Raw genomic sequence first — 24,078 nt, forward strand, 5'->3', positions numbered from 1 at the left:
ACAGGTTAATACCTTTTAAAAAGCCCCGTAAGTTATAACTTACGGGGCTTTTTTAGTTAATTTTTTATTTGATACTCTTTTTTTAATTTACTTATTTGCACTTTATGTGAAAGCAAAAATGTATCAAATTGCTTAACTACTTCAGGGTAGTCAATCGACGATAATAAAAAGGCTTGTAAATCTGTCGGCAATTCGTTTTGAAAATAAACGGGTCGGGTTAATTTGAAATATTTAACAATATTATAGTTTAATACATCGTTAGATATGTAAATACACTCCACTCGCTCTTTCAAAAGCATCTCTATTAATTCCATTACATTAGCGGTTTCAATTAGCTCAACGTTTTCGTTATTCATTAAAGGTTTAAAGCTTTGAGACGTAAACCCTCTCACCGTTGCAAAACTAACGCATTCATCAATAGTGATATTTTTATTTAAACTCGCAATACCCGTTTTAGTCACAACGGTTGGCTGCGAATAAATAATTTCATTTAAATTACCAAAGGAAGCTTTATAACTTGGTTTCCATTGTGGATTATCTGGGTATTTAAAATCAACATGATGGTGATCAATAAATTCTTTATAAAGACGATTAATTGGCAGCGTGTAAAACTCAAATTCAAAATCGTGCTGCTGTGCAAATAAAGTGAGCAACTCTTCACTGAAGCCATAATAATCTGCACCATTTGTTCCACTACCATCAAAGTAAGGTAGATACTCTATATTCTCTACACCGACGACATAGTGCGTTGCCGACTTAGCATCGGTAATAAAAATTAATAAAGCTAAAGGCAAATACATTAACTGCGTTGTTATTTTTATAAATTGATTCATTTACAACCTAAGTAATATTATTGATGTGTAGCTCAACGCTTTAATTTTAACAAATTTGCAAAGAATATGATAAATCTATTTTATTTTATGCAAAAAAAAGCCTGATTAAAATCAGGCTTTACAAAGTAAAAGGTTTAGCTTTTATCTCTTGGTACAAAATCGAGTACTGTTGCGTTTATACAGTAGCGGTCTGTGCCTCTAGGGCCTTCTCCTGGGAATAAATGACCAAGATGAATACCTGTACTTTTAGAACGTAGCTCAATACGTGTTATTCCCCAGCTGCTATCGTCATGCTGCGTTACACTACTTTTTACTGGGTGCTTAAACGACAACCAACCAGTACCGGAGTTAAACCTATCGCTTGTATCAAATAGTGGCTCTCCACTTAATTTATCAACAAAAGTACCATCAGGTGTATTTTTAAACTCTTTGTACTCTTTACAATAAGGTCTATCTGTTCGTGCATCGAATGCAACTTTATAAGCATCACTGTTACCTAATTTAAAAGCGCCTAATGCTTTATAAAACTCTTCAGGTGTTGCATAGCCTTGACGGCCATATACCTCAACGCCATTTTCTAAAAATAAAATAGTCGGCGTTGCCCACGTGGCTGACTTAATAGTTAAATCATTAAGTTGGTCAGCATGGCGAAATGTCATAGGTATTGTGCCTTTGTAATCATTTGCGACTGCTTTTTTAAATTTTTCACAGTACGGGCAGTAATCACGAGAATCAAGTACCACTATTTGCTTACCTGCGAGTAGAGCACTGTTGTCTGCTTTTTCTACGGGTGTTTTATTAAAAACTACGCCTGTAGAATGATCGGGGCAATAGCCATTAGGGTTCTTTTCTAGATAATTTTGGTGATATTCTTCTGCCGATACAAAACCTGTAAGCGGTTTAATAACCGTTTCGATTTCGCCGTAGCTCGCATCAGTTAAAAGCTGCTGATATTGCGATTTAACTTGCTCAGCTACTTTAGCTTGTGCATCAGTAGTCGTTAATACGATTGAACGATATTGCGTACCGATGTCGTTACCTTGGCGATTTTTTTGCGTAGGATCGTGACTTTCAAAATAATTTTTTAAGAGATCTTCTGCTGAAATTATATTGCTGTTATACATAACCTGTACAACCTCAGCATAATTATTCTCGTCAAAACGACGAGACTGATCGGTGATATTTCTGTACGTTGCTTTAAACCCATTACCGTCAGCATAACCCGACTCAGCATCAATAATGCCATTAAGCGCTTCGTAGCGTTTTTCGGCTCCCCAAAAACAACCAGACCCCAGTACGATGGTTTCTACATGCATGGTGGCTTCTACATTACTGTGTTCTACCTTTTCCATAGATAAAGCAAAGCTGCCTGCGCTAAATATAATAGCAGCGCCTGATAAATATAATAAATGCTGGTGTTTCATAAAGTACCTCATAAACAAGTGCGTGCTAATTAAGACCTCCTTATCTTAATTTTCATTTCAACCTAATTACTTATTTAGTACGAAATGTATTAAGTTTTAGTCCTCAATAAGTTAAATACGATTAATTGAATATAAAAACACTCTTAAAGTAAGCTGGGTAAATAAACACTAAACATAACCACTTAGTCGCAATGGTGTAAATAAATTAATAAAACTGTGTTACGTTTAAATTATGTTGTACAAATAGGTTTATTTAATGAAGCCAGCTCCCCATATTTATGCATTAACAAACAGTAGTTTACTACTTGATGCATCGCATTTAGACGCTACAGATAGACTCTCTATTCAAAAGAAAATTTGGGCTTTAACCAGCCACTGTAAAAGCACTGATGAATTTACCGATTTGGTGCCAGCCATGAACTCGCTCACTCTTTATTTAAAATCAGACAAACACTTAAATAAGTGGTTACAAGTGCTACCTTCGCTGTGGAATGATATTAAAACGAGTACTTTTAAGGGGCAGCATCACTTAATCGAAACCATATACAAGGGTGAGGATATTAATTACGTGGCTCGTTATCATAATTTAAGCGCTGATGAGGTTATTAATATTCATAGTAAAACCAAATACCACGTTTTATTTTTAGGCTTTCAGCCCGGTTTTGCCTACCTACATGGCTTAAATCAGCAATTACATACACCAAGGCGTGATGAGCCACGCATTAAAGTTCCTAAAGGCTCTGTTGCGATAGGTGCTGAACAAACCGGAATTTACCCCGCAGATACCCCTGGTGGTTGGCACATAATAGGTCATACAGATACTGCTTTGTTTGATTCGACCTCGGAGCAACCTTGTTTAATTCAACCAGGCGATACGCTTGAATTTGTTCCGCTAGTTAATAAAGGAGCAACTCATGATTAAAGTACTTAAAAGTGGTGTATTACTTACAATTCAAGATTTTGGCCGTGAAGGCTACCGCCATTTAGGTGTAAGCAAAGCGGGTAGCTTAGACCCATTTGCACAAATAATTGCTAATAGATTACTTAACAATAACGACAATGATGCCGTTTTAGAAATAACCGTTGGTTTGTGCGAGCTGGAATTCACCTGCGACACAGTAATTGCGCTTCATGGTGCAGATTTGCAAGCAACCCTTGATGGACAAGCAATTTACCCTGGTTGGACATACGCAGTAAAAAACAAACAAGTACTGAGCTTTGCTACTGGTAGAGCCGGCTTAAGAGCTTATTTAGCAGTGAAAGGCGGTATACAAAATACTGATGTTATGGGCTCTAAATCTACAGATTTAAACGCATGTTTTGGTGGTATTGAAGGTAGAGCTCTCGCCACTGGTGATGAAATACCTATTACTCCTTATTATGGAGAGTTTATAAAAGTAGGCGCAATTGCCCCCGCCCAGCGCAAGCTTATACGACTGCACCCAAGTCCTCATGCTAATTTATTAGGCGAGCCTTTACTTAACAACTTTGTATCTACCGCATTTAAAGTTAGTAGTAACAGCAACCGAATGGGCGTAAGGCTTGAGCATAAAAATAATTTGGCACATTCGCACTCTTTGCCATCACTAGGGGTGAGTCCTGGGAGTATTCAACTGCCACCGAATGGTGAGCCTATTGTGCTACTTAACGATGGTCAAACAACCGGGGGCTACCCTCTTTTAGGGACTGTAATTGAAGCCGACTTACATCAATTTGCACAATTTAGACCTTTAGATACTGTTGAATTTAAATATGTAACGTTTGAAGAAGCAGCAAAGGCGAAGCAGAAACTTGACGGGCACCTACATCAATTGAGCCTTGCACTTAAAAATAACCTATAAAATATTCTAGAATCAACACGCCCTAGATTTAAAAAATAGGTACCATGTAATAAAGGTTCAAATTCCGACGGCCGTTTCCTTACTCGCCGTTAATATTATTTTAATGTATAGCTTGGTGTTTAATGACTAAATCAACTTCTACTATGCCGTGTGTATTAATAACTGGCTTTGCTCCTTTTGGTGGCGAAGCTATCAATCCTTCTTGGCAAGCAGTGCAAAAGCTTGATGAAACTATCATCATGAAACACAAAATATGCACACTAGAACTTGCCTGTGAATTTAATACGTCTATCAGTCAGCTTATAAACGCCATTGAGTCGCACAATCCGGCGGTTGTTTTATGTATAGGCCAAGCTGGTGGGCGCAGCGAAATATCAATTGAGCGTATTGCAATAAACGTTGACGATGCACGCATTAAAGACAATGCAGGTAAGCAGCCTATCGATACACCAATAGAAAAAAATGGCCCTGATGCCTATTTCACAAACTTACCAATAAAGCGCATGTTACAAGCATTGCACAACAGCAATATACCTGCTGCCATTTCGAATACGGCAGGTACGTATCTGTGTAATCACGTTATGTATGGTCTTATGCATTACATAAATGATCACTGCGCTGTAATGAAAGGTGGCTTTGTGCATATTCCTTATTTACCAAGCCAAGCTGTGCACCACAATGGCGCACCAAGCATGAGCGAAGAAACCGTTATTAATGCCCTGAGAGTTATGATTGCACAAGCTTTGAACAATAATAGCGACGTAAAAATAGCAGCAGGAACCACGCATTAACCACTTTGGTGCAATTACATCTAGCTTGGTGCATAAATTATTCTTAATTAATTGTAAAAGCTATGTGACTTGAGTAATTTTTTCTGATAAAACAAGGTTTCGCAGCACAGCAAATTGGCTCTGCTGCACACATAATAGGAATGAGGAGTTACTATGTGTTCAATTTTTGGGGTATTAGATATTAAATCTGATCCCACTCAATTGCGTACCCAAGCAATTGAAATGTCAAAGCTGCTTAGACACCGTGGCCCAGATTGGTCTGGTGTATATGCATCTGAAAAAGCTATTTTAGTGCATGAGCGTTTAGCTATTGTTGGTGTATCAAGCGGTGCACAGCCTTTATACAATCCTGAAAAAACAAATATTTTAGCGGTTAATGGCGAGATTTATAATCATAAAGAACTTGCAGCAGAGTTAGACGTTGATTTTACTTTTCAAACTCAATCAGACTGTGAAGTTATTTTAGCGCTGTATAAACAAAAAGGGCCTGACTTTTTAGATGATCTAAATGGCATTTTTGCATTTTGTTTATACGATGAAGAAAATGACGCTTACTTAATTGGCCGTGACCATATTGGTATTATCCCGCTTTACACCGGTCACGACGAGCACGGTAACTTTTACGTTGCTTCTGAGCTAAAAGCACTTTCTCCAATTTGTAAGCATATTGAAGAATTTCCACCAGGGCATTACCTGTACAGTAAAGATGGCAAAATGACGCCTTATTACAAACGTGATTGGGAAACATTTGATGCAGTTAAAGATAACAGCGCAGAAGCGCAAGACGTTAAAGATGCATTAGAAGCGGCCGTTAAACGCCAGCTAATGTGTGACGTGCCTTACGGTGTATTACTTTCTGGTGGTTTAGATTCATCGGTTATCTCTGCTATTACCCAGCGCTTTGCTGCAAAACGTATTGAAGATAACGACGAAAGCGACGCATGGTGGCCTAAGCTGCATTCTTTTTCAGTAGGTCTTGAAGGCTCACCTGATTTAGCGGCTGCACAAAAAGTAGCTGACATGATTGGTACTATTCACCACCCTATTATTTTTACGATTCAAGAAGGTATTGATGCACTGCGTGAAGTGATTTACCACATTGAAACGTACGATGTAACAACGATTCGTGCCTCTACACCTATGTACTTAATGGCTCGCCAAATTAAAGCGATGGGCATTAAAATGGTGTTATCTGGCGAAGGTGCTGATGAGCTATTTGGTGGTTACTTATACTTCCATAAAGCCCCTAACGCACAAGAGTTTCATGAAGAGCTAAACCGTAAAGTATCAAAACTGCATATGTTTGACTGTTTACGTGCTAATAAATCAATGGCGGCATGGGGCGTAGAAGCACGTGTACCGTTTCTTGATAAAGAATTTGTTGATGTTGCTATGCGTATCAACCCTGAAGCTAAAATGTGTAAAGATGGAAAAATTGAAAAACACATTTTACGTGAAGGTTTTGAAGGTTACTTACCTGATGAAGTGCTATGGCGCCAAAAAGAGCAGTTTTCAGATGGTGTTGGTTACAGCTGGATTGATACGTTAAAAGAGTTTGTAAACGAGCAAGTAAGCGATCAAGAGCTTGCAAATGCAAAGTTTAAATACCCTATTAATACGCCAGATTCAAAAGAAGCTTACTACTACCGTACTATTTTTGAATCGCATTTCCCTGGTGATGCATCAGCTAAATGTGTACCGCATGGTAAATCGGTAGCGTGTTCGACTCCTGAAGCACTTGCATGGGACGCATCGTTCCAAAACAATGCTGATCCATCAGGTCGTGCTGCAGGCGTTCATAACGACGCATATGCAAGCAAAGGTTAATACTCTTTGTTTAGCGAAGCGTAAGCCTAAATGGCTTACGCTTCGCTTTATAGAGTTCACTTCCACCGAATCTGTTTTTTATAGCCCTGCACATAACTTAAAAGGCTCAAGTGCTTTAATTGTTATTTATAAAAATGGGTTAACTTCAAAAACAATGCAATATATTGCATCACAATCAACTTACCCTGCTACCGTATTTTTAAATCAAAATGAGATAACTAAACGCCATTGTAAAATTCGCTGGTTTAATCAAACGAGTGAAATTAAACGCTGTGGACATGGTACTTTAGCAGCCGCTAATTTTTTAATAGACCATTTGGGTTATTGCCCTGAAGTATTTACTTCAATGAGTAATGAGCGCTTTACTATAAGAGTAAAAAAACAACGCGCTCAGCTGTTACTAAAAAGCATAGAGCCTAAAAAAAGCGAGTTAGCTATAGGTGAGTTAAAAAGTGTGTTTTCATCAGCAATAAAAGCAGCCTACAGTACCGGCGACAAAAACGGTTATACGGTTGTATTATTTAGTAAAGAATTTAATAAAGAATTTAGTAAAGAATTCGATAAAGCAGTTGAAAAAGACGATTTAAAAAGCGTACACGTTGATTTTAAAGCTTTGTGTGCACTCCACAAAAATGCAGTAATCGCCCTTAGTATAAAAAATAAAGACAAAAAAAATGCCATAGCGCATTTTAGATACTTTGCACCCCAGTTTGGTGTAAATGAAGACAGTGCTACAGGCTCTGCGGTATCTGTTATTGCCCCCCTGCTATTTAGACTATACGGTTTAAATAAAGCTATGCTTGTACAGCAATCAAATAATGGCGCATTGCTAAACTATGAGTTTAACAATGCCCAAGTTGTCATTTACTAGGGCGTGTTGATCTTTGCGAATTGAAATTTGTTCAATCTAGGGGCGATTAAATCGCGGCGCGAGGTTTGTAACCTAGTGGGCTAAGTAAAAATCGAGCAACAAAGAGTTTATCGCCCCTAGGCAGAACCCGAAGGGCAGCACATGTTTGGCATTTATGCTGCGTTATCGCCTATTTATGTGGAATAACCACACTTCATAGGCTCTGCCTTGCCTAAAAACCAAACATATTGCTGCAAATTCAACTATCAAAGATCAACACGCCCTAAACTTAAGTAACGTTTAAAGCGGCCTTAATAAACACAGAGCAAAATAGTTACTATCGTCTTGCCATGTTTGCTCTAACTTTAAATTAGCTTGCGCTGCAAGCTGCTTAAACGACTCGAGCGTGTACTTGTGAGAGTTTTCTGTATGGATACTTTCGCCTTCTATAAAGTCTATTTGCTGATCATTTATAATCACGCTTTGAGTACGATTACTTACTAAATGCATTTCGATACGGCTATGTTGCTCGTTAAAGCGTGACTCGTGGCTGAAATTGTCTAAGTTAAATGTGCCATTTAACTCGTTATTAATACGTTGTAGTAAATTTTTATTAAAAGCAGCGGTAACTCCCGCTTTATCGTTATATGCATCAAGTAACACTTGGCGCTCTTTTACTAAATCAATGCCAATTAGTACATAACCGTTTACACCGCATAAACGATGGAAATTATTCATAATTTCTATGGCTTTAACTGGGGCAAAATTACCAAGAGTAGAGCCCGGAAAGTACACCAAATTAGTTTGACTGTCTAAAGCGGTGTCTTTGGTTAGCTGTTTGACCATTTGGCTATGTGTAAAGTCTCCTAATAATGGCGAAATTGCCAAATCTGGAAATAATGGTGACAAATGTGCAAGTGAATAACTGAGCATCTCCTCAGATATTTCAAACGGTACAAAGGTTTTAACGTTTGCCATATGCGCTAATAAATAGGCTACCTTTTTACCCGAGCCACAGCCGGGCTCTATAATAGAGAGGTTTTCAGGTAGCATTTGAGCAATCGACTTTGAGTGTTGCTCTAATATAGAAAGCTCAGTACGTGTAACATAATACTCTTGTAAGGCTGTTATTTGCTCAAATAATGCAGCGCCTTTATCATCATAAAAATATTTACACGGAAGCGTTTTTTGTTGTTGAGTTAATCCGCTTATCACGTCGTTTAGAAATTCAGTGTCGGTTATGTTGCTTTGCTTAATCGCTGTTACTTGGCTCATACTATATCCTTAGCTAGTCTTATCCCGCTGCACATCCACGCTTGATGCGGGTAATAAAAATTACGGTATGTTTGTCGTAAATGGTTTTGAGGGGTAAACACACACCCACCACGTAACACCATTTGGTTATTCATAAATTTACCATTGTATTCCCCTGCTATTCCTTCAATAGGCTTAAAACCGGGGTATGGTAAATATGCACTGTTCGTCCATTGCCAACACGAATCAGTTAACTGATTTATTTCAGCATCACCTTTTGCTTGCTGTGGTGTTAGGTAGTGATTATTAATCTCTGTTGAAGGTGTATTTTTAGCTGCATATTCCCATTCGAACTCTGTAGGCAAGCGAGCCTTTACAAAATTAGCATAGGCACTGGCCTCAAAATAACTAACATGACAGATCGGGGCATTTAAATTGAGAGGCTCTAATCCATAGTGTGTAAACTCAAACCACTCGTTATCTATACAATGCCAATATAATGGTTGCGTTAGAGCGTTGTTTTGTATATTTGCCCAACCGTCACTTAACCAATACTGTGGATTGCTGTATCCACCTGCATTTATAAAGTCTAAATACTCCCCATTAGTGACCAATCTATTAGCAAAACTGAATGGATGAATTAATACTTGGTGTTTGGGGCGCTCGTTATCATATGCAAATTCATCGTCGGCATTTGTACCTATATTAATAATACCTTGCTCAAAATTTATAAAATTGAGAGGCTTAATATCTGCTGATTTGTTTTGGCTGTTTAAAGGCGATGTTTTATATTGCGGAAATAACGGATTTACTGAAAAGTTATATTTGATGTCCATAAGCATTAGTTCTTGATGCTGTTGCTCGTGGTGTAACCCAAGTTCAATAATATCTTTAATTTGTGGACTAACTTCAGTTTTAAGTAATTCAACCACACAGCTATCTACATGCTCTCTATAAGCTAAAACTTCATCTAAACTAGGTCTAGATAAACTACCTCGGTTTGCCCGTTTAAATTGCTCTCCAATCCCATTGTAGTAAGAATTAAAAAGCATTCGGTAGTGAGAGTTAAACACAGTGTACTGTTTACAGTAAACACTAAGTAAAAACGTTTCAAAAAACCACGTGGTGTGCGCTAAATGCCATTTGCTTGGGCTGGTATCTGCCATAGCTTGTAATTGGCAATCTTCTACAGTGAGTACCTCGATAATAGCCAGGCTTTCGTCTCTAACGCTGCAAAAGCGTTTAACAAGTTCGTTTTGATTGGTATTGTTTAAAGCGCATTCACGCATAATAGTATTAATCCTTTGCCTATCTATTTATAAAATATAGCTTAGGGCATGCTGAGCTTTTTGGATTGAAATTTGTTCAATTTAGGGGCGATTAAATCGCGGCACGAGGTTTGTAACCTAGTGGGCTAAGTAAAAACCGAGTAACAAAGAGTTAATCGTCCCTAGAAAGAACCCAAAGGGCAGTGTATGTTTGGTATTTATGCTGCGTTATCGCCTATTTATGGGGAATGACCACACTACATAGGCTCTGCCTTGCCTAAAAACCAAACATACTACTGTAAATTCAATCGCCAAAATTCAACATGCCCTAATGTTGTGTTAAATCATATTCATATTACAACTTGATTAAAGATGCTTATCAGCTTATAAATTTATACTAGCCCTAAAGGGAAATTTGCTCTTTGCTGCTCAGCTTTTAATTATTCTCACGTGTATGTAAGCATGCAGAATAACGCAGGAGCAGTTATCGAACCGTTAGGTTACAAACCTAGGATCGATTAAACAGCTCCTAAATTGAACAAATTTTAATCCTAAAAGATCAACAAGCCCTAGTATTTAAGCATTAATTAAGTTGCTTAAAAGTGATCTTTTTTTACTTAACTAAGTAAATTAATACTTTTAATAGCAAACTAAATTTTAACGTTCACTGAATTTATAATTTTAGGGCTTTTTAAATAAAAGAATCATTAATTTGGCTATATAAACAGCGTTTTAAATACAAATTCATTTACATTTAATATTTAACTCATACACTACTAGCTGTATGATCACTCTTCAAATTAGTTAGTCTTCAAATAATTACGGTATTACTTTTTACTTAATATTTAAAGGCTAATGTAATTCGATATGACGCCGAATTTATTTTGGCTTGTTAGGACAACTAAAGAGGTATTGCATGAAGGAAAATCATGACAAATATAGTATTGACAATACGGACTACACCGTAGGTCAGGACAACGTACAAAAGTGGGGGTTTGATATACACAACCCTGTTTTTGGAACTAGTGCGGGCCTGATTGTCATCTTTTTAATCGCCATACTTGTTACCGACCCACAAACTGCAAAAACAGCGCTTGATAGTATCAAGACCGATATTATTAATAATTTTGATGCCCTATTTATGTGGGCTGCTAACTTCTTTGTACTCTTTTGTTTAGCACTTATTGTTTCTCCTTACGGGAATATTCGCCTTGGTGGTGATGATGCTAAACCTTCTCACTCTCGAGTTTCATGGCTTGCTATGTTATTTGCTGCAGGTATGGGTATCGGCCTTATGTTTTGGGGCGTTGCTGAACCGGTTGCTTACTTTACTGGTTGGTACGAAACACCACTTAATGTAGCCGCTAATACACCAGAAGCTGCAAAATTAGCAATGGGCGCAACTATGTTCCATTGGGGTCTTCATCCTTGGGCTATTTACGCTGTTGTTGGTTTATCTCTTGCATTTTTTACGTATAACAAAGGTTTACCGCTTTCTATTCGTTCTATTTTTTATCCTATATTAGGTGATAGAGCATGGGGTTGGCCTGGTCATATCATTGATATCTTAGCTGTACTTGCTACGTTATTTGGCCTTGCAACATCTTTAGGTTTAGGTGCTCAACAAGCCTCTGCAGGTATTAACCATGTATTTGGTACAGAAGGTGGCATTGGCTCTCAAATTCTAGTTATTGCGGGTGTAACACTTTTAGCCATTGTTTCTGTGGTTCGCGGTATTGACGGTGGTGTGAAACTGCTAAGTAATGTAAACATGTTAATTGCTTTCTCATTATTATTGTTTGTTTGTTTAGTGGGCTTTGCTGTAGCAATGGGTAATGTACCGACTACCGTGATGGGCTATGTAGAAAACATTATTCCATTGAGTAATCCTCACGGCCGTGAAGACGAAACATGGATGCATGGCTGGACTGTATTTTACTGGGCTTGGTGGATTTCTTGGTCACCGTTCGTAGGTATGTTTATCGCGCGTGTATCACGTGGTCGTACAATTCGTGAGTTCTTAATTGCGGTATTACTCGTCCCTACTGCTGTCACTATTTTATGGATGTCTATATACGGCGGTATTGCTATTGATCAAGTAGTTAATGGTGTTGGTGCACTAGGCACTAATGGTTTAACTGATGTCCCTTTAGCTATGTTCCAGATGTTTGATGCATTACCTCTATCTAATATCTTATCATTTATTGCGATTATATTAGTGTTAGTATTTTTTATTACGTCATCTGACTCAGGCTCATTAGTCATTGATTCAATTACAGCTGGCGGTAAAATTGACGCACCGGTGCCACAACGTATATTTTGGGCAACGGTAGAGGGCGCAATTGCAGCGGCCTTACTTTGGATTGGTGGTACACAAGCAATCGAAGCACTACAAGCAGGTGCTGTTTCTACAGGCTTGCCATTTACTATTGTATTGTTGTTTATGTGTTTAAGCTTAGTTTTAGGTTTACGAACTGAGCCTCGCCCAGTTAAATAATACTTTTAGTAAGCAATACTTTTAATTAGTAACGAAAGCGCCGCAATTTTTGCGGCGCTTTTTTATTTAACTATTTAAGGTTATATCCATTCGCTTAATAAAGTGATCTATTTTGTGGCAGGAAAAACTTCTCGATAGTAAGGCAAAATTTCTTTATTTAATTGCTCTAAATGAGAAATTTTTAACGCAGCTAGCGTCAGGTTTAACCCTCAATATGATTAAAGTATTATTGCGTATTAGTATTATACCCACAACTCTGAGATTGGAGTATCTACACGGTAATGATGACTCAGTTGCGCTTGTAAAAGCTCAGCTGTGGCAAGTGCATCCGTTAACGCATTATGATTTTGGTACGCAGGTAGGGAATAACGCGCACGGCAATCTGTTAATCTGAGCGAGCCTAGTTTTGTATTAAATAATCGGCCTAATAAACCTTGCCTCTCTTTTAGTGCTCTTTTTTCTAGCTCCATTGTGTCAACAAGAGCAAACTCAATACCTTCTTTAAGCCTCAGTAATAACGCATTATTTAAAAAATGGCGCTCTATTGCAGCGTAATGCACCACGACAACTTTGCCACTTAGCGCTTCAAGTAAAGGTTCAATAATTCGGTTAAAATCAGGGGCGTCATCCACCTCAGAGTGCGTTATTCCATGGATTAAAATAGACTCTTCATGCAGGTTACGTCTTGGTTGAACAACCCAATGCCGACTGTGTTTGCAATAAATACGCTTTAAATTAAACGGCACTAAGCCAACACTCACTATATCGTCGTTCTGGCTATTTAAACCTGTTGTTTCAAAGTCCATTGCTACAAAAGGCACATCTTCTACTGCGGCTTTATCTTGGTTATAAGCACCTGCATAAAAGTGTTTTAGAAGTTTATTTTCGGTGTTGTTAGCAAGCTCGTTGTATCTAGCTTGCCAATCAACTGCTTTATAATTGCGCGGATTCATAGGCTACTTCACACCAGAGTTTGCTGTGTAGCTAAATTTTAAATAGCTTTGTGCTTTTTCTAAAATAGCGAATGCCTCTTTCAAGTTTCGCTGTTCAAAAGGAGACAGTAAATGTGGGTCTAAGTCGTTATCAGGCTCTTCGCCCTTCTCTATTTGCCACGCTTGATGGCGAATTCGCATCATAGCAATATACTCAAGTGAATCACGTAAATCTTGCGCTTTACCCTGCGGTAATAGCTTAGCTTCAATAATATCTTCTAATCGCTCAAACGAGTTTTGTTTACGCGAACCAATAGCTAATGCGTGTACACGTATAACATCAGAAAGTGGTGCAGTACCTCTTCGTTTTAAGTTCATTGAACGCTTATGTTGGCCGTTATGCTCCATAACAAAGCCTTTAAAAAAGCCAAGAGGTGGTGTCCTATTTCGAGCATTTGCCGCCATATTTGCTAGAAATATACGATTCACTTTACTTTGTTTCGCTATAAATATTTTAAGCTCGTCGGCCCACTTGGTTTTGCCCCACACACCGTCTAAATCAAAAAATATAGAGCTATTAAGCAGTGCTTGTGGTTTTGGCTGGGCTATCCAATCAGCAAATTGATCGAACCACTCTGAGCGAGTTTTACGCCATTTTTTAAACGACGCCATTATTTCTCCATCACAGTAGGTGTAACCACACTGCGCTAAGCCATCACACACAAAATCGGCAATATTTTGAAAGTACGCGTTATGTTTTTCATCGTCGTAACTGTCATCTAAAATTAGTGCGTTATCTTGATCAGTTACAATAAGTTGCTCGTCGCGAGCCATGGAGCCCAGTGCAATAAAACAATAAGGAACGGGAGGTGGACCAAACTTTTCTTCAGCTAATACAAGTAATCTTTGTTTAAAAGTACGTCCAATAACAGCCATGGCAGTACCAATCATGTGTGAATTTGCATCTTCGTTAACCATACGCACAAAAACATTGGGTAATTGGCGTGCATAATGCGCTAAATCCTCAATTGTTTGTTGAGCAAGTATGCCGCGTACAAGTAATAAGCTGCTTTGCGATTCGTAACGTAAAATATCAGAGAGGGAGATAACTCCTATAGGACGTCTTTTTTGTACTACGGGTAAATGATGAAGATTATCTCTGAGCATGGCCAGTACCGCTTCAAAAATATAGTCATTAGCATCTAAAAGCACTAAGTTAGTAGACATAATCTCTTTTGCTTGTGTGTTAAAATCAAGTCCTTTAGCCACTACTTTTGAGCGTAAATCCCTATCGGTTATTATGCCAACGACTTGTCCATCATCTTCCTCAGGATCGTCGTTTATTGGTTTATTTACATCGGTTACCAAAACTGACGATACCGCCTCTTCGGTCATTAATTTAGCGATATCTTGTATTGTAGATGTTGCATCTACGGTGACTACATCTCTGTGAATTAATGATTTTACTTTAGCGGTTGTAAGGTCATTGCCATCGGCTTGTTCAACAATAGCTTGATGTAAACGCACGTTACCATCTGTTTCAAAGTAATCAGCAAACGCATCAAACTCATCACAGTAACGATTAAATAGCTCGACATTTATACAATAAACTAACGTATCTTCAAGAGTAGTTGCAGGAAAACGCACCTTACGGTTCATCAATAAACCCATTTGACCAAATATTCCTGCGATGGCCAAACGATTGTATAGCTCACCATTTCGGCGATACATTTCTACAGAACCACTTCTAATCACATACAAATCAGATATGTCTTGTCCAAAACTTAAAATGTCTGTTTTTGCTCTAAAATAAGCAACTTCTACTTGTTGAGCTAGCTCATTAAGCGCTTTTTGAGGTAAGTCATCAAAAGGAGGATGTTGTGCTAAAAATTGTGCGATTTCAACTTGTTCGGCTTGCATAAATCCCTTCCTATATGCGCATTAAAATGACTAAATCTATTTTTCAGATTAACACTATCATCGGGGTGTGAAAACAATTACTGCACAATTTTGGACACAAAAAAGAGCCTAAATAGACTCTTTAAGTGTAATACTTATTGTAAAAATTTATTTACCGCGCTGAGCGTCTTTTTGGGCTTTTTTAGCTTCTTTACGTTGCTGTAAAACAGCTTGTGCTTCATTACCAATATGGCCTTCACCACGCGCTTGCGCTAATTCTATTTGCTTTTGGCGCTCCGCAAAACGTGTTCGCTGCTCGTCTGTCACTTCTTCAATACAATGATGACAAGATACACCTTCCATGTATTCAGGCTTTAACTTTTCGTCTTCTGTAATTGGCATACGGCACGCGTGGCATTGATCATAAGAGCCCTTTTGTAAGTCGTGATCAACCGCAACGCGATTATCAAATACAAAACATTCGCCTTCCCACATGGTTTCTTCTTTTGGCACTTCTTCTAGATATTTTAAAATGCCGCCTTCAAGATGATAAACTTCGTCAAAACCTTGCTCTTTCATGTAGGCCGTCGATTTTTCGCAGCGGATACCACCTGTACAAAACATCGCTACTTTTTTATGTTTTTCAGGGTCTAAATTTTCTTTAGCCCACTGTGGAAATTCGCGAAAAGTTTTAGTATTTGGATCGACTGCATTTTGAAATGTACCAATTTCAATTTCGTAATCATTACGTGTATCAATTAAAATTACTTCTGGATCAGATATAAGTGCGTTCCACTCATTTGGCTTTACATAGCTACCCACAACTTTAAGCGGATCTACGCCTTCAACGCCCATCGTTACAATTTCTTTTTTTAGTTTTACTTTAGTGCGGTAAAACGGGCATTCATCATCGTAAGATTCTTTTGTTACAATGTTTTTTAAATTTGGTTGCTCATCAAGCCATGCTAATAAGTTGTCTATCCCTTCACGTTTTGCAGAAACAGTGCCGTTTATACCTTCGGCAGCGAGTAGTAAAGTACCGCGTACTTCATTTGCTTCCATCACTTCAAGCAACGGCTTACGGATAGCTTCAAATTCAGGTAAACCAACAAATTTATACAGCGCACATACTACAAAGTGATCGCCCGTTACATTATCTTTATGAACAACAGTCATTCTATTTCCTATTTTGCCTTATTAGCCAGTATTGGCGTTTACCGAATCGTAAATCCGGCGCATATGGGGCGCGTATTTTACGCTTTTTTAGTTTAATTGCAAAAAATAGCGCTATAGATTGGTTTTTACTGTTAGCGACCTATCTGTGTAAGCTATAATGCGCTGATAAATTTATAGACTTAATTTGCTCATTTTGGAGAAACACACATTGCAGTTTACTGATCTTGGGATTGATACACGCCTTGAAACACAACTAGCACATCAAGGGATCACCCAGCCCACCGATATTCAAGCGCATGCAGTGCCTACCGCACTTGCAGGGCATGACATTTTCGCTCAGTCTAAAACTGGGTCGGGCAAAACCTTGGCGTTTTTATTACCTGCTGTACAAAGGGTTATGAAACAAAAAGCACTCAGTAAACGCGATCCTCGTGTACTTATTGTTGCTCCTACTCGTGAGCTTGCTACGCAAGTATTTACCCAGCTGCGTTTATTAATTGCAGGCACAGCCATTAAGGCCGTAAAAATACTTGGTGGCGAAAACTTTAATGACCAAATAAAAGCACTTAGAAACGACCCACAATTCGTAGTTGCTACACCAGGGCGTTTAGCTGATCACATTACAAAACGTTCATTACAATTGAGTGGACTAGAACTGCTTATTTTTGATGAAGCCGATCGTATTTTAGATTTAGGCTTTACCGAGCAGTTAAAAATGATTAACGAGCAAGCTAATCACCGTTTACGTCAAACGTTATTGTTTTCTGCAACACTTGACCATGCTCAAGTAGATGCTCTATCACGTAACCTATTAAAAAAACCAAAGCAAATTACGCTAAGTGCAGCGAACGAGCAACATAGCGATATTAAACAAACTTTATATCTAGCCGATCACCTTGATCACAAAGAAGCGCTATTAGAGCACTTTTTGAATCAAGATGATGTTGGTCAATGCATTATCTTCACAGCAACACGTTCTGACACGAGTCGCTTGAGTGAAGCGCTTAATGCTAAAGGCTTCAAGTCTGTAGCGCTTGCTGGTGATTTAACACAAAATAAACGTTTAGATATAATGGATTCGTTTAGTCGCGAAAACTTTAAAATATTAATCACCACCGATGTTGCATCTCGTGGTTTAGATTTACTAAGTGTAACGCATGTTATTAACTTTGATTTACCAAAACACGCTGAAGAGTATGTACACCGCATAGGTCGTACAGGACGAGCTGGCTTTAAAGGTAACGCAATTTCATTAGTTGGCCCAAAAGATTGGGCAAGTTATTTAGCTATTAAAGCATTTTTAAATGATGAGTTAAAATTTGCGAGCGTAGAGGGCTTAAAAGCTAAGTTTAAAGGTTTAAAAGAGAAAAAGCCTGAGGCAACGTGGGATAAATCTAAAGAAAAATCCGCCGCTGTTAAAAAGCCTGTATTTAAACGCAAAGCCAAACCTAAAAAGCCAACAGCACCAATTAAAGCACCAATGAACATTGATGGCGATACACCAATGCGCCGTAAAAAAAAGACTGAGCAGGAATAATTATGAGTTACCTAGGAACCACACAAACATTATTTGTAAAAGAAGTGAGTAACGAAGGTGCTTACTTAGATGGTCATGATTTAGGTGAAGTGTTTTTACCAAAACAAGAAATTAAACATGAGCTTGAAGCGGGCGATAGCATTAGTGTATTTATCTTTTTAGACAACGCTAACTTAGCAACTGCCACAACTAAAAAGCCACACGCACAAGTAGGTGAATATGCCCTGCTTCGCGTTAAAGAAATTAATAGTATTGGTGCATTTTTAGATTGGGGTCTTGAGAAAGATGTACTAACCCCGTTTAACGAACAAAAACCACGCATGCAAGAAGGTCACTCATATTTAGTTCGTTTGTACCTTGATAATGCAAGCCAACGTATTTGTGCATCAAACAACTTTAATCGCTTCCTATCTAAAGATGAGCCGCAATATATTCACTTACAAGAAGTGGATTTAATTGTTGCTGGCAAAACAGATATTGGCTACAAGGTATTAATTGAAGAATCGCATTTCGGTGTTGTTTTTTATAATATGGTATTTAAAAGCTTATTTGTGGGTCAAAAGCTTAAAGGCTTCATTCAGAAAGTACGTGAAGATGGAAAAATTGATGTTGTATTAGAAAAACCAGGTATGGGAAAAGTAAGTGACCTTGGTGAAACTATTATGCAAAAACTAAAAAATGAAGGTGGTGTTATCCCATTAGGTGATAAATCTGAACCTGAAGCAATAAAAAAGATGTTTTCTACTAGTAAAGCTAACTATAAAAAAGCAATTGGTGGATTATTCAAACAAGAGTTGATAGATATTGAAGCGAAATCCATTCGCTTAAGATCTTAATTATAAATAATAGGCTGTAATTACTAATATTATCTGTTTGTAATTAACCTAAAATATACTTATAAGGCAATGTACATTGCGTATATTGCCTTGAATAATCAAGCACTTCACCTTTTGACTCTAGGTTAAGCGGTGCCAAACGAAAAACCTTCTTTTCGCATTCTATTTTTTTATCATCAAGCTTAGATATGCAATCAGTTACTGTTATATGCTGAGATGTAAGTGTATCCTCATTTTTGTAACACAGGTGGTGTGCATAATCTTGCATTGTTTGTTTAAAATCGAACATATTGACAGGGTAATTCGTGATTATATCTGTTACTGATGTAACATCATCATATGCTTTATTAGAAAAAAGATTTTTATTTACTGAAAAACCCGCAACAATAATAATTATAAAACCTAATAATAACTTCAAAACAAACCCCTACTACATTTCAATCCTAATAATGTAACATAAAATACACATGAGGTAAGGGCTTTTAGCACTATATTGCTGCTTTTTGTTAAATTATTCTATAGATCTATTAACATCACTAAGCACTTTTACGGGATCATCCGCCTGAGTAATAGGTCGTCCTATAACTAAATAATCACTTCCTGCATCTATTGCTTGCTTAGGAGTCATAATACGCTTTTGATCGCCAGCATCACTGCCTTCAGGACGTATACCTGGTGTTACAAGTTTAAAGTTCTCACCTAACTCTGCTTTTAAAGCTTTTGCTTCTTGTGCAGAACACACAACGCCATCAAGCCCTGCTTCCTTTGCAAGCTTAGCTAAATATATAACTTGCTCTTGAGCAGATTTATCAACGCCTAAACGCTTTAGTTCTGTTTCATCCATGCTTGTTAATACAGTAACCGCGATAAGTAATGGCGCTTTATCGCCAAATTGTTCTAGAGCCGATTTAGCTTTGCTCATCATTTCAAAACCACCAGAAGCATGAACGTTTACCATCCACACACCCATTTTCGCAGCTGCAGTAACAGCTTTAGCTACTGTATTAGGGATGTCATGAAATTTTAAATCTAGAAAAACATCAAAACCTAAATCAATTAACTCTTTAACAAATGCAGGTCCAAAATAAGTAAACATCTCTTTGCCTACTTTAAGACGACATGTATCAGGAGAAAGTTGTTTAACAAAGTTTAAAGCAACCTCTTGATCATCGTAATCTAATGCTATAAGAATTTTTTTTGACTGTTCGAAAGACATGACTATCCTAATGTATGGCTATAATACCAATCCGCAATAATACTTAATCAATTTGAGGACCAAATCTGACGCTAACTGCGTTAAAAATTTCTTATATAGAACAATAATATTACGAAATTTTTTGCCTTGTTATCGACACAATTTTCTTACCTCAAAACAGACCACTTAATTAAGCGAATTGATATAAAGTAATTGTATAAGTAGATTTAATGCAATAGTGCTAGCTGGTAATTTGAGAGAAGGTGTAGAGAAATTTATATAGACACAACATCAAAAAATTCCAACCCAGTAAACTCTCAGTTTAATTTGCTAAAATTATCATAGTTAAATCCGATATTATTTAAGGGGTTATTAAAATCCGTCTAAGCCTCGACTTGGAACAATGGTTTCCCAATGCTTACAAGAAGGGCAATTCCAATATATGGTGTAGCTTGTAAAACCGCAATGCTGACATTGGAAATCAGGTTTTGTAGCAATATAAGAGGTTACAAGCTTATCAATTTCATTAAGTACTTCTTTAGTATTTTTATTTTGGTCACCCATTAATTGCAGTAAAAAACTGAAACCACGAATAGTAGGTTGACGTTTTAAGCTATCAGTTAGAAATTCAAAGGCTTGTTTAGTGTGTCCTTGCTCAAGCAATGCTTGGCAATGTTTTATTTTAATTAATACACCGCCCTTTTCTAACAAGTCACTGACTAATTCATGAAATTGATGCGTTAAATTTAATTGTTTATAGCTGTGAGCTAGCTCATCAATAAACAACGGCGCAAACAAAGTGAATTGTGATACAAGCTCACGCCAGTAATAAATAGCTTTAACGTAATCTTCTTTCGCGTAAGCAACTAATCCTAACTCGTAAAGCGGACGTACGGCTTTATAATTTAAGCTAATCGCTTTTCTCATTAGTTGGGGTGTGTTATCACTTAAAGCTGATTCACAATAAAAATTAGCAATCGCTTTAAATTGTTGTTCTTTTGAAAATAGTTCGCTGTGGGCTTCAAACATGTTGATGCCTTTTTCCCATTCACGGGTTTGCGAATATAAAGTAATAATAGGGTCTAGCGCTTCTACATGGCCAGCCTTAACTAACCAAACTAAGTGCTCTTCTGCACTATCTAGTAGACCAGCCATTATATAATCTTCGGCAAGTTCTAAACGGCTAGTTGCAGCTTGTTGTTCATTTAAGCCTGGGTGTTTTAATAGAAGTTCATGAATTTTAATTGCGCGGTCTAATTCACCTCTACGGCGAAACATGGTGGCAAGTGTAGAATAGTGTTCAACAGAGTCAGCTGAAACTTCAAGCAAATTAATCAAGTGCTCTAAGCCTTGGTCTTCTTCTCTGTCGAGTAGAAACTTTAAGCCTTTGCTGTATTCAGAAGTGATCTGACGATTTAGTTGATGAGCTTGGTTTTTAGCACTGTTTTTACCCATAATCCAGCCGTAACCGGCGGCAACAGGTAATAGTAAAAACAAAAGCTCAATCATAGTTAGGTGTCTTTATTCGCGGCAAGCTTTTTTTTATCTTTTTCAGGCGCTAATTGCTTTTTTAAGCGGTAGTTTTGCCACTTTAATTGTGAAAACAATTTAAAGCTAATAAAACAACCCACTAAAACACCTAATAAAAAGCAGATACTTATTATTACAGCTAAAGGTAGTGTATTACTGGCTATAATATAATTTATTTGTACTAACTGTGGGTTTTGTGACCCTAATACAAATGCACTGATGAGGCATAGCGCAACCAGAATAATTTTTAATACCTTGAACAAGTAACTACTCCACTAAGTTAACTAGGCAATGCTTTCATTTACGCGGTCGCGTAATTCTTTGCCTGGTTTAAAATGAGGTACATGCTTTCCTTCAAGCTCAACTGTATCGCCAGTCTTAGGATTACGACCTGTGCGAGGAGCGCGGAAATGCAAAGAGAAACTACCAAAACCTCTGATCTCAATACGATCTGAAGTAGATAATGAGCCGGCCATTTGTTCAAGAATTTCTTTTACAGCATTCTCAACATCTTTCACTGGAACGTGTGCGTGTTGTTCCGCAAGTGTTTCTATCAGTTCTGACTTAGTCATAGCGTTTCCTTAAAAAGAGATATAGGAAGGGCAAAAAATGCCCTTCCAACTAAAAACTAATTATATATTAGTCTTTTTGTGCATTTGCGAAAGCAGCTGCCATTGCGTTTTCAAACACTGGCTCTTCTTTCTTAAGCTTCTCTAGTACTTCTTTCTCTTCTGCTTCGAAAAGAGCTTTTACAGATAAGCTTAAAGTGCGGTTCTTACGATCAACACCAACGTATTTAACTTCAATCTCGTCGCCTACAGAAACAACAGTAGTTGCATCTTCAACGCGTTCTTGAGCGATATCAGCTACACGGATGTAACCTTCAACGCCTTCGATAAGTTCAACAGTTGCGCCTTTCGCATCAACTTCAGTCACTTTACCTTTAACAATAGCACCTTTTTTGTTTGCATCAAGGTAGTTATTGAATGGGTCAGCTTCGATTTGCTTAACACCTAGAGAGATACGTTCACGCTCTGGGTCAACTTGCAATACGATAGCAGTGATTTCGTCGCCTTTCTTGAATTCACGTACAGCTTCTTCGCCAGGTGTGTTCCAAGAAATGTCTGAAAGGTGTACAAGACCGTCAATACCACCGTCAAGACCGATAAAGATACCGAAGTCAGTGATTGATTTGATCTTACCAGTAACTTGATCGCCTTTGTTTTGTAGACGAGCAAATTCCTGCCAAGGATTAGCAATACATTGCTTAAGACCAAGAGAAATACGACGACGTTCTTCGTCAATTTCTAAAACCATAACTTCAACAGTGTCGCCTAAGCTAACAACTTTTGAAGGATGGATGTTTTTGTTAGTCCAATCCATTTCAGAAACGTGTACTAAACCTTCAACGCCTTCTTCGATTTCCACGAAACAGCCGTAATCTGTAAGGTTAGTAACACGACCAGAAAGTTTAGAACCTTCTGGGTAACGACCAGCGATAGCTGCCCATGGATCTTCACCAAGCTGTTTAAGGCCTAGAGATACACGAGTTTTATCTTTGTCGAATTTTAGAACTTTAACTGCGATTTCGTCGCCAACATTAACGATTTCTGAAGGGTGCTTAACACGCTTCCAAGCCATATCAGTAATGTGTAGTAGACCATCAACACCACCAAGGTCAACGAATGCACCGTAGTCAGTAAGGTTCTTAACGATACCTTTAACTTCTTGGCCTTCAACAAGGTTAGCAAGAAGCTCTTCACGTTCTTGTGAGTTTTCAGATTCGATAACTGCACGACGTGAAACAACAACGTTGTTACGTTTTTGGTCAAGCTTGATTACTTTAAATTCAAGCTCTTTGCCTTCAAGGTGAGTTGTGTCACGTACTGGACGAACATCAACAAGTGAACCAGGTAGGAAAGCACGGATTGAATCAACTTCAACTGTGAAACCGCCTTTAACTTTACCGTTGATAACACCAGTAACAGTCTCTTGCTCTTCACATGCTTTCTCAAGACGGATCCATGCTTCGTGACGCTTAGCTTTCTCACGAGAAAGAATAGTTTCACCGAAACCGTCTTCAATTGCATCTAGTGCAACATCTACTTCGTCGCCTACAGCAACTTCAAGTTCACCAGCAGCATTTTTGAACTGCTCTGCAGGGATAGCACTTTCTGATTTAAGACCAGCATCTACAAGTACAATGTTATTCTCGATAGAGATTACTGTACCTTTAACGATAGAGCCTTGCTCTGCTTCAAAACCCTTTAAGCTTTCTTCAAATAACTGCGCAAAATTTTCTGACATACGAATATACGTCTCATATATTAATACCAATAAGCAACCATGCTGCATGGGGTTGTTAAAATAGCACTGGCATCCTGCTGG

General features: G+C 38.0%; 21 protein-coding genes and 1 pseudogene. 9 read left to right on the top strand and 13 right to left on the bottom strand.

Annotation, left to right across the window (positions count from 1 at the left end; translation table 11 throughout):
• Positions 1 to 56: 56 nt before the first annotated feature.
• Together I6E82_RS13575 and msrA are read right to left on the bottom strand one after the other, a co-directional pair.
• Positions 57 to 833 carry an amino acid ABC transporter substrate-binding protein gene (locus I6E82_RS13575; RefSeq protein ID WP_197118100.1) on the bottom strand — a complete coding sequence of 259 codons (777 nt, stop codon included), beginning with the start codon at positions 831 to 833 and terminating at the stop codon, positions 57 to 59.
• Between the two features lie 134 nt (positions 834 to 967).
• Complete coding sequence (gene msrA / locus I6E82_RS13580; protein WP_197118101.1) at positions 968 to 2,257, bottom strand: peptide-methionine (S)-S-oxide reductase MsrA; 1,290 nt, start codon at positions 2,255 to 2,257, stop codon at positions 968 to 970.
• 256 nt (positions 2,258 to 2,513) lie between these two features.
• Between msrA and pxpB the strand changes: the two genes are divergently transcribed.
• From pxpB to I6E82_RS13610, 6 genes and pseudogenes are all read left to right on the top strand, one after another.
• On the top strand, positions 2,514 to 3,179 hold the full coding sequence (gene pxpB, locus I6E82_RS13585; RefSeq protein ID WP_197118102.1) for a 5-oxoprolinase subunit PxpB: 666 nt from the start codon (positions 2,514 to 2,516) through the stop codon (positions 3,177 to 3,179).
• Positions 3,172 to 4,098 (top strand): biotin-dependent carboxyltransferase family protein, encoded by a 927-nt coding sequence (locus tag I6E82_RS13590; RefSeq protein ID WP_197118103.1) that lies wholly within the window; start codon positions 3,172 to 3,174, stop codon positions 4,096 to 4,098. The genes pxpB and I6E82_RS13590 overlap by 8 nt, the downstream gene beginning before the upstream one ends.
• Positions 4,099 to 4,120: 22 nt before the next feature.
• A pseudogene (locus I6E82_RS19940) lies at positions 4,121 to 4,228 on the top strand (5-oxoproline transporter, DUF979 family subunit); the annotation flags it as partial.
• Entirely contained in the window at positions 4,221 to 4,889 is a 669-nt protein-coding gene (gene pcp / locus I6E82_RS13600; protein ID WP_197118104.1) for a pyroglutamyl-peptidase I, read from the top strand. The pseudogene I6E82_RS19940 and the gene pcp, both read left to right, overlap by 8 nt.
• 153 nt (positions 4,890 to 5,042) lie before the next feature.
• Positions 5,043 to 6,716, top strand: a complete 1,674-nt coding sequence (asnB, locus tag I6E82_RS13605) for an asparagine synthase B (RefSeq protein WP_010552851.1) — start codon at positions 5,043 to 5,045, stop codon at positions 6,714 to 6,716.
• The gene (locus I6E82_RS13610) at positions 6,700 to 7,587 is read left to right on the top strand and encodes a PhzF family phenazine biosynthesis protein (RefSeq protein ID WP_197110849.1); all 888 of its coding nucleotides are present in this window, start codon (positions 6,700 to 6,702) and stop codon (positions 7,585 to 7,587) included. The genes asnB and I6E82_RS13610 overlap by 17 nt, the downstream gene beginning before the upstream one ends.
• A gap of 279 nt (positions 7,588 to 7,866) precedes the next feature.
• Here the strand turns inward: I6E82_RS13610 and egtD are convergent, their stop codons facing one another.
• Both egtD and egtB read right to left on the bottom strand, forming a co-directional pair.
• Positions 7,867 to 8,841 carry an L-histidine N(alpha)-methyltransferase gene (egtD, locus tag I6E82_RS13615; protein ID WP_197118105.1) on the bottom strand — a complete coding sequence of 325 codons (975 nt, stop codon included), beginning with the start codon at positions 8,839 to 8,841 and terminating at the stop codon, positions 7,867 to 7,869.
• A complete protein-coding gene (gene egtB / locus I6E82_RS13620; protein WP_197118106.1) occupies positions 8,838 to 10,109 on the bottom strand; it encodes an ergothioneine biosynthesis protein EgtB in 1,272 nt (423 codons plus the stop codon). Before egtB ends, egtD begins: the two co-directional genes overlap by 4 nt.
• An 895-nt stretch (positions 10,110 to 11,004) precedes the next feature.
• Here egtB and I6E82_RS13625 point away from each other — a divergent pair.
• Positions 11,005 to 12,585 carry a BCCT family transporter gene (locus I6E82_RS13625; protein ID WP_024590156.1) on the top strand — a complete coding sequence of 527 codons (1,581 nt, stop codon included), beginning with the start codon at positions 11,005 to 11,007 and terminating at the stop codon, positions 12,583 to 12,585.
• 242 nt (positions 12,586 to 12,827) lie between these two features.
• Here the strand turns inward: I6E82_RS13625 and I6E82_RS13630 are convergent, their stop codons facing one another.
• The 3 genes from I6E82_RS13630 to trhO all read right to left on the bottom strand — a co-directional run bounded on the left by I6E82_RS13630 (position 12,828) and on the right by trhO (position 16,592).
• The gene (locus tag I6E82_RS13630) at positions 12,828 to 13,538 is read right to left on the bottom strand and encodes a 3'-5' exonuclease (protein ID WP_165721556.1); all 711 of its coding nucleotides are present in this window, start codon (positions 13,536 to 13,538) and stop codon (positions 12,828 to 12,830) included.
• Between the two features lie 3 nt (positions 13,539 to 13,541).
• The gene (locus I6E82_RS13635; RefSeq protein ID WP_197118107.1) at positions 13,542 to 15,437 is read right to left on the bottom strand and encodes a DUF294 nucleotidyltransferase-like domain-containing protein; all 1,896 of its coding nucleotides are present in this window, start codon (positions 15,435 to 15,437) and stop codon (positions 13,542 to 13,544) included.
• Positions 15,438 to 15,584: 147 nt separating this feature from the next.
• On the bottom strand, positions 15,585 to 16,592 hold the full coding sequence (gene trhO / locus I6E82_RS13640; protein ID WP_007583069.1) for an oxygen-dependent tRNA uridine(34) hydroxylase TrhO: 1,008 nt from the start codon (positions 16,590 to 16,592) through the stop codon (positions 15,585 to 15,587).
• A gap of 208 nt (positions 16,593 to 16,800) precedes the next feature.
• Between trhO and I6E82_RS13645 the strand changes: the two genes are divergently transcribed.
• Together I6E82_RS13645 and I6E82_RS13650 are read left to right on the top strand one after the other, a co-directional pair.
• Positions 16,801 to 18,129, top strand: coding sequence for a DEAD/DEAH box helicase (locus tag I6E82_RS13645; protein WP_007583068.1), 1,329 nt, complete (start codon positions 16,801 to 16,803; stop codon positions 18,127 to 18,129).
• Positions 18,130 to 18,131: 2 nt separating this feature from the next.
• Positions 18,132 to 18,965, top strand: coding sequence for a CvfB family protein (locus tag I6E82_RS13650; protein ID WP_197118108.1), 834 nt, complete (start codon positions 18,132 to 18,134; stop codon positions 18,963 to 18,965).
• A gap of 43 nt (positions 18,966 to 19,008) precedes the next feature.
• Here the strand turns inward: I6E82_RS13650 and I6E82_RS13655 are convergent, their stop codons facing one another.
• The 6 genes from I6E82_RS13655 to rpsA form a co-directional block, all read right to left on the bottom strand.
• The gene (locus I6E82_RS13655) at positions 19,009 to 19,383 is read right to left on the bottom strand and encodes a hypothetical protein (protein WP_007583062.1); all 375 of its coding nucleotides are present in this window, start codon (positions 19,381 to 19,383) and stop codon (positions 19,009 to 19,011) included.
• Between the two features lie 93 nt (positions 19,384 to 19,476).
• Positions 19,477 to 20,181, bottom strand: a complete 705-nt coding sequence (pyrF, locus tag I6E82_RS13660; protein WP_197103360.1) for an orotidine-5'-phosphate decarboxylase — start codon at positions 20,179 to 20,181, stop codon at positions 19,477 to 19,479.
• 351 nt (positions 20,182 to 20,532) lie between these two features.
• Positions 20,533 to 21,669 carry a lipopolysaccharide assembly protein LapB gene (gene lapB, locus I6E82_RS13665; protein WP_010552858.1) on the bottom strand — a complete coding sequence of 379 codons (1,137 nt, stop codon included), beginning with the start codon at positions 21,667 to 21,669 and terminating at the stop codon, positions 20,533 to 20,535.
• 2 nt (positions 21,670 to 21,671) lie between these two features.
• Positions 21,672 to 21,953: a lipopolysaccharide assembly protein LapA domain-containing protein gene (locus I6E82_RS13670; protein WP_007583056.1), complete on the bottom strand. Its 282-nt coding sequence runs from the start codon at positions 21,951 to 21,953 to the stop codon at positions 21,672 to 21,674.
• 21 nt (positions 21,954 to 21,974) lie between these two features.
• Complete coding sequence (gene ihfB / locus I6E82_RS13675; protein WP_007583054.1) at positions 21,975 to 22,262, bottom strand: integration host factor subunit beta; 288 nt, start codon at positions 22,260 to 22,262, stop codon at positions 21,975 to 21,977.
• Between the two features lie 67 nt (positions 22,263 to 22,329).
• Positions 22,330 to 23,997 carry a 30S ribosomal protein S1 gene (gene rpsA / locus I6E82_RS13680; protein WP_002961176.1) on the bottom strand — a complete coding sequence of 556 codons (1,668 nt, stop codon included), beginning with the start codon at positions 23,995 to 23,997 and terminating at the stop codon, positions 22,330 to 22,332.
• Between the last annotated feature and the right edge of the window lie 81 nt (positions 23,998 to 24,078).

Origin of the sequence: Pseudoalteromonas sp. NZS11 (genome assembly GCF_015864765.1) — a bacterium.
In the GTDB taxonomy this organism is placed as follows: Bacteria; Pseudomonadota; Gammaproteobacteria; order Enterobacterales; family Alteromonadaceae; genus Pseudoalteromonas; species Pseudoalteromonas arctica.

Bases quoted from the DNA above. Each gene is read 5' to 3' on its own strand.
- I6E82_RS13575 (WP_197118100.1), bottom strand. From the start codon at position 833: ATGAATCAATTTATAAAAATAACAACGCAGTTAATGTATTTGCCTTTA.
- msrA (WP_197118101.1), bottom strand. From the start codon at position 2,257: ATGAAACACCAGCATTTATTATATTTATCAGGCGCTGCTATTATATTT.
- pxpB (WP_197118102.1), top strand. From the start codon at position 2,514: ATGAAGCCAGCTCCCCATATTTATGCATTAACAAACAGTAGTTTACTA.
- I6E82_RS13590 (WP_197118103.1), top strand. From the start codon at position 3,172: ATGATTAAAGTACTTAAAAGTGGTGTATTACTTACAATTCAAGATTTT.
- pcp (WP_197118104.1), top strand. From the start codon at position 4,221: ATGACTAAATCAACTTCTACTATGCCGTGTGTATTAATAACTGGCTTT.
- asnB (WP_010552851.1), top strand. From the start codon at position 5,043: ATGTGTTCAATTTTTGGGGTATTAGATATTAAATCTGATCCCACTCAA.
- I6E82_RS13610 (WP_197110849.1), top strand. From the start codon at position 6,700: ATGCAAGCAAAGGTTAATACTCTTTGTTTAGCGAAGCGTAAGCCTAAA.
- egtD (WP_197118105.1), bottom strand. From the start codon at position 8,841: ATGAGCCAAGTAACAGCGATTAAGCAAAGCAACATAACCGACACTGAA.
- egtB (WP_197118106.1), bottom strand. From the start codon at position 10,109: ATGCGTGAATGCGCTTTAAACAATACCAATCAAAACGAACTTGTTAAA.
- I6E82_RS13625 (WP_024590156.1), top strand. From the start codon at position 11,005: ATGAAGGAAAATCATGACAAATATAGTATTGACAATACGGACTACACC.
- I6E82_RS13630 (WP_165721556.1), bottom strand. From the start codon at position 13,538: ATGAATCCGCGCAATTATAAAGCAGTTGATTGGCAAGCTAGATACAAC.
- I6E82_RS13635 (WP_197118107.1), bottom strand. From the start codon at position 15,437: ATGCAAGCCGAACAAGTTGAAATCGCACAATTTTTAGCACAACATCCT.
- trhO (WP_007583069.1), bottom strand. From the start codon at position 16,592: ATGACTGTTGTTCATAAAGATAATGTAACGGGCGATCACTTTGTAGTA.
- I6E82_RS13650 (WP_197118108.1), top strand. From the start codon at position 18,132: ATGAGTTACCTAGGAACCACACAAACATTATTTGTAAAAGAAGTGAGT.
- pyrF (WP_197103360.1), bottom strand. From the start codon at position 20,181: ATGTCTTTCGAACAGTCAAAAAAAATTCTTATAGCATTAGATTACGAT.
- lapB (WP_010552858.1), bottom strand. From the start codon at position 21,669: ATGATTGAGCTTTTGTTTTTACTATTACCTGTTGCCGCCGGTTACGGC.
- ihfB (WP_007583054.1), bottom strand. From the start codon at position 22,262: ATGACTAAGTCAGAACTGATAGAAACACTTGCGGAACAACACGCACAC.
- rpsA (WP_002961176.1), bottom strand. From the start codon at position 23,997: ATGTCAGAAAATTTTGCGCAGTTATTTGAAGAAAGCTTAAAGGGTTTT.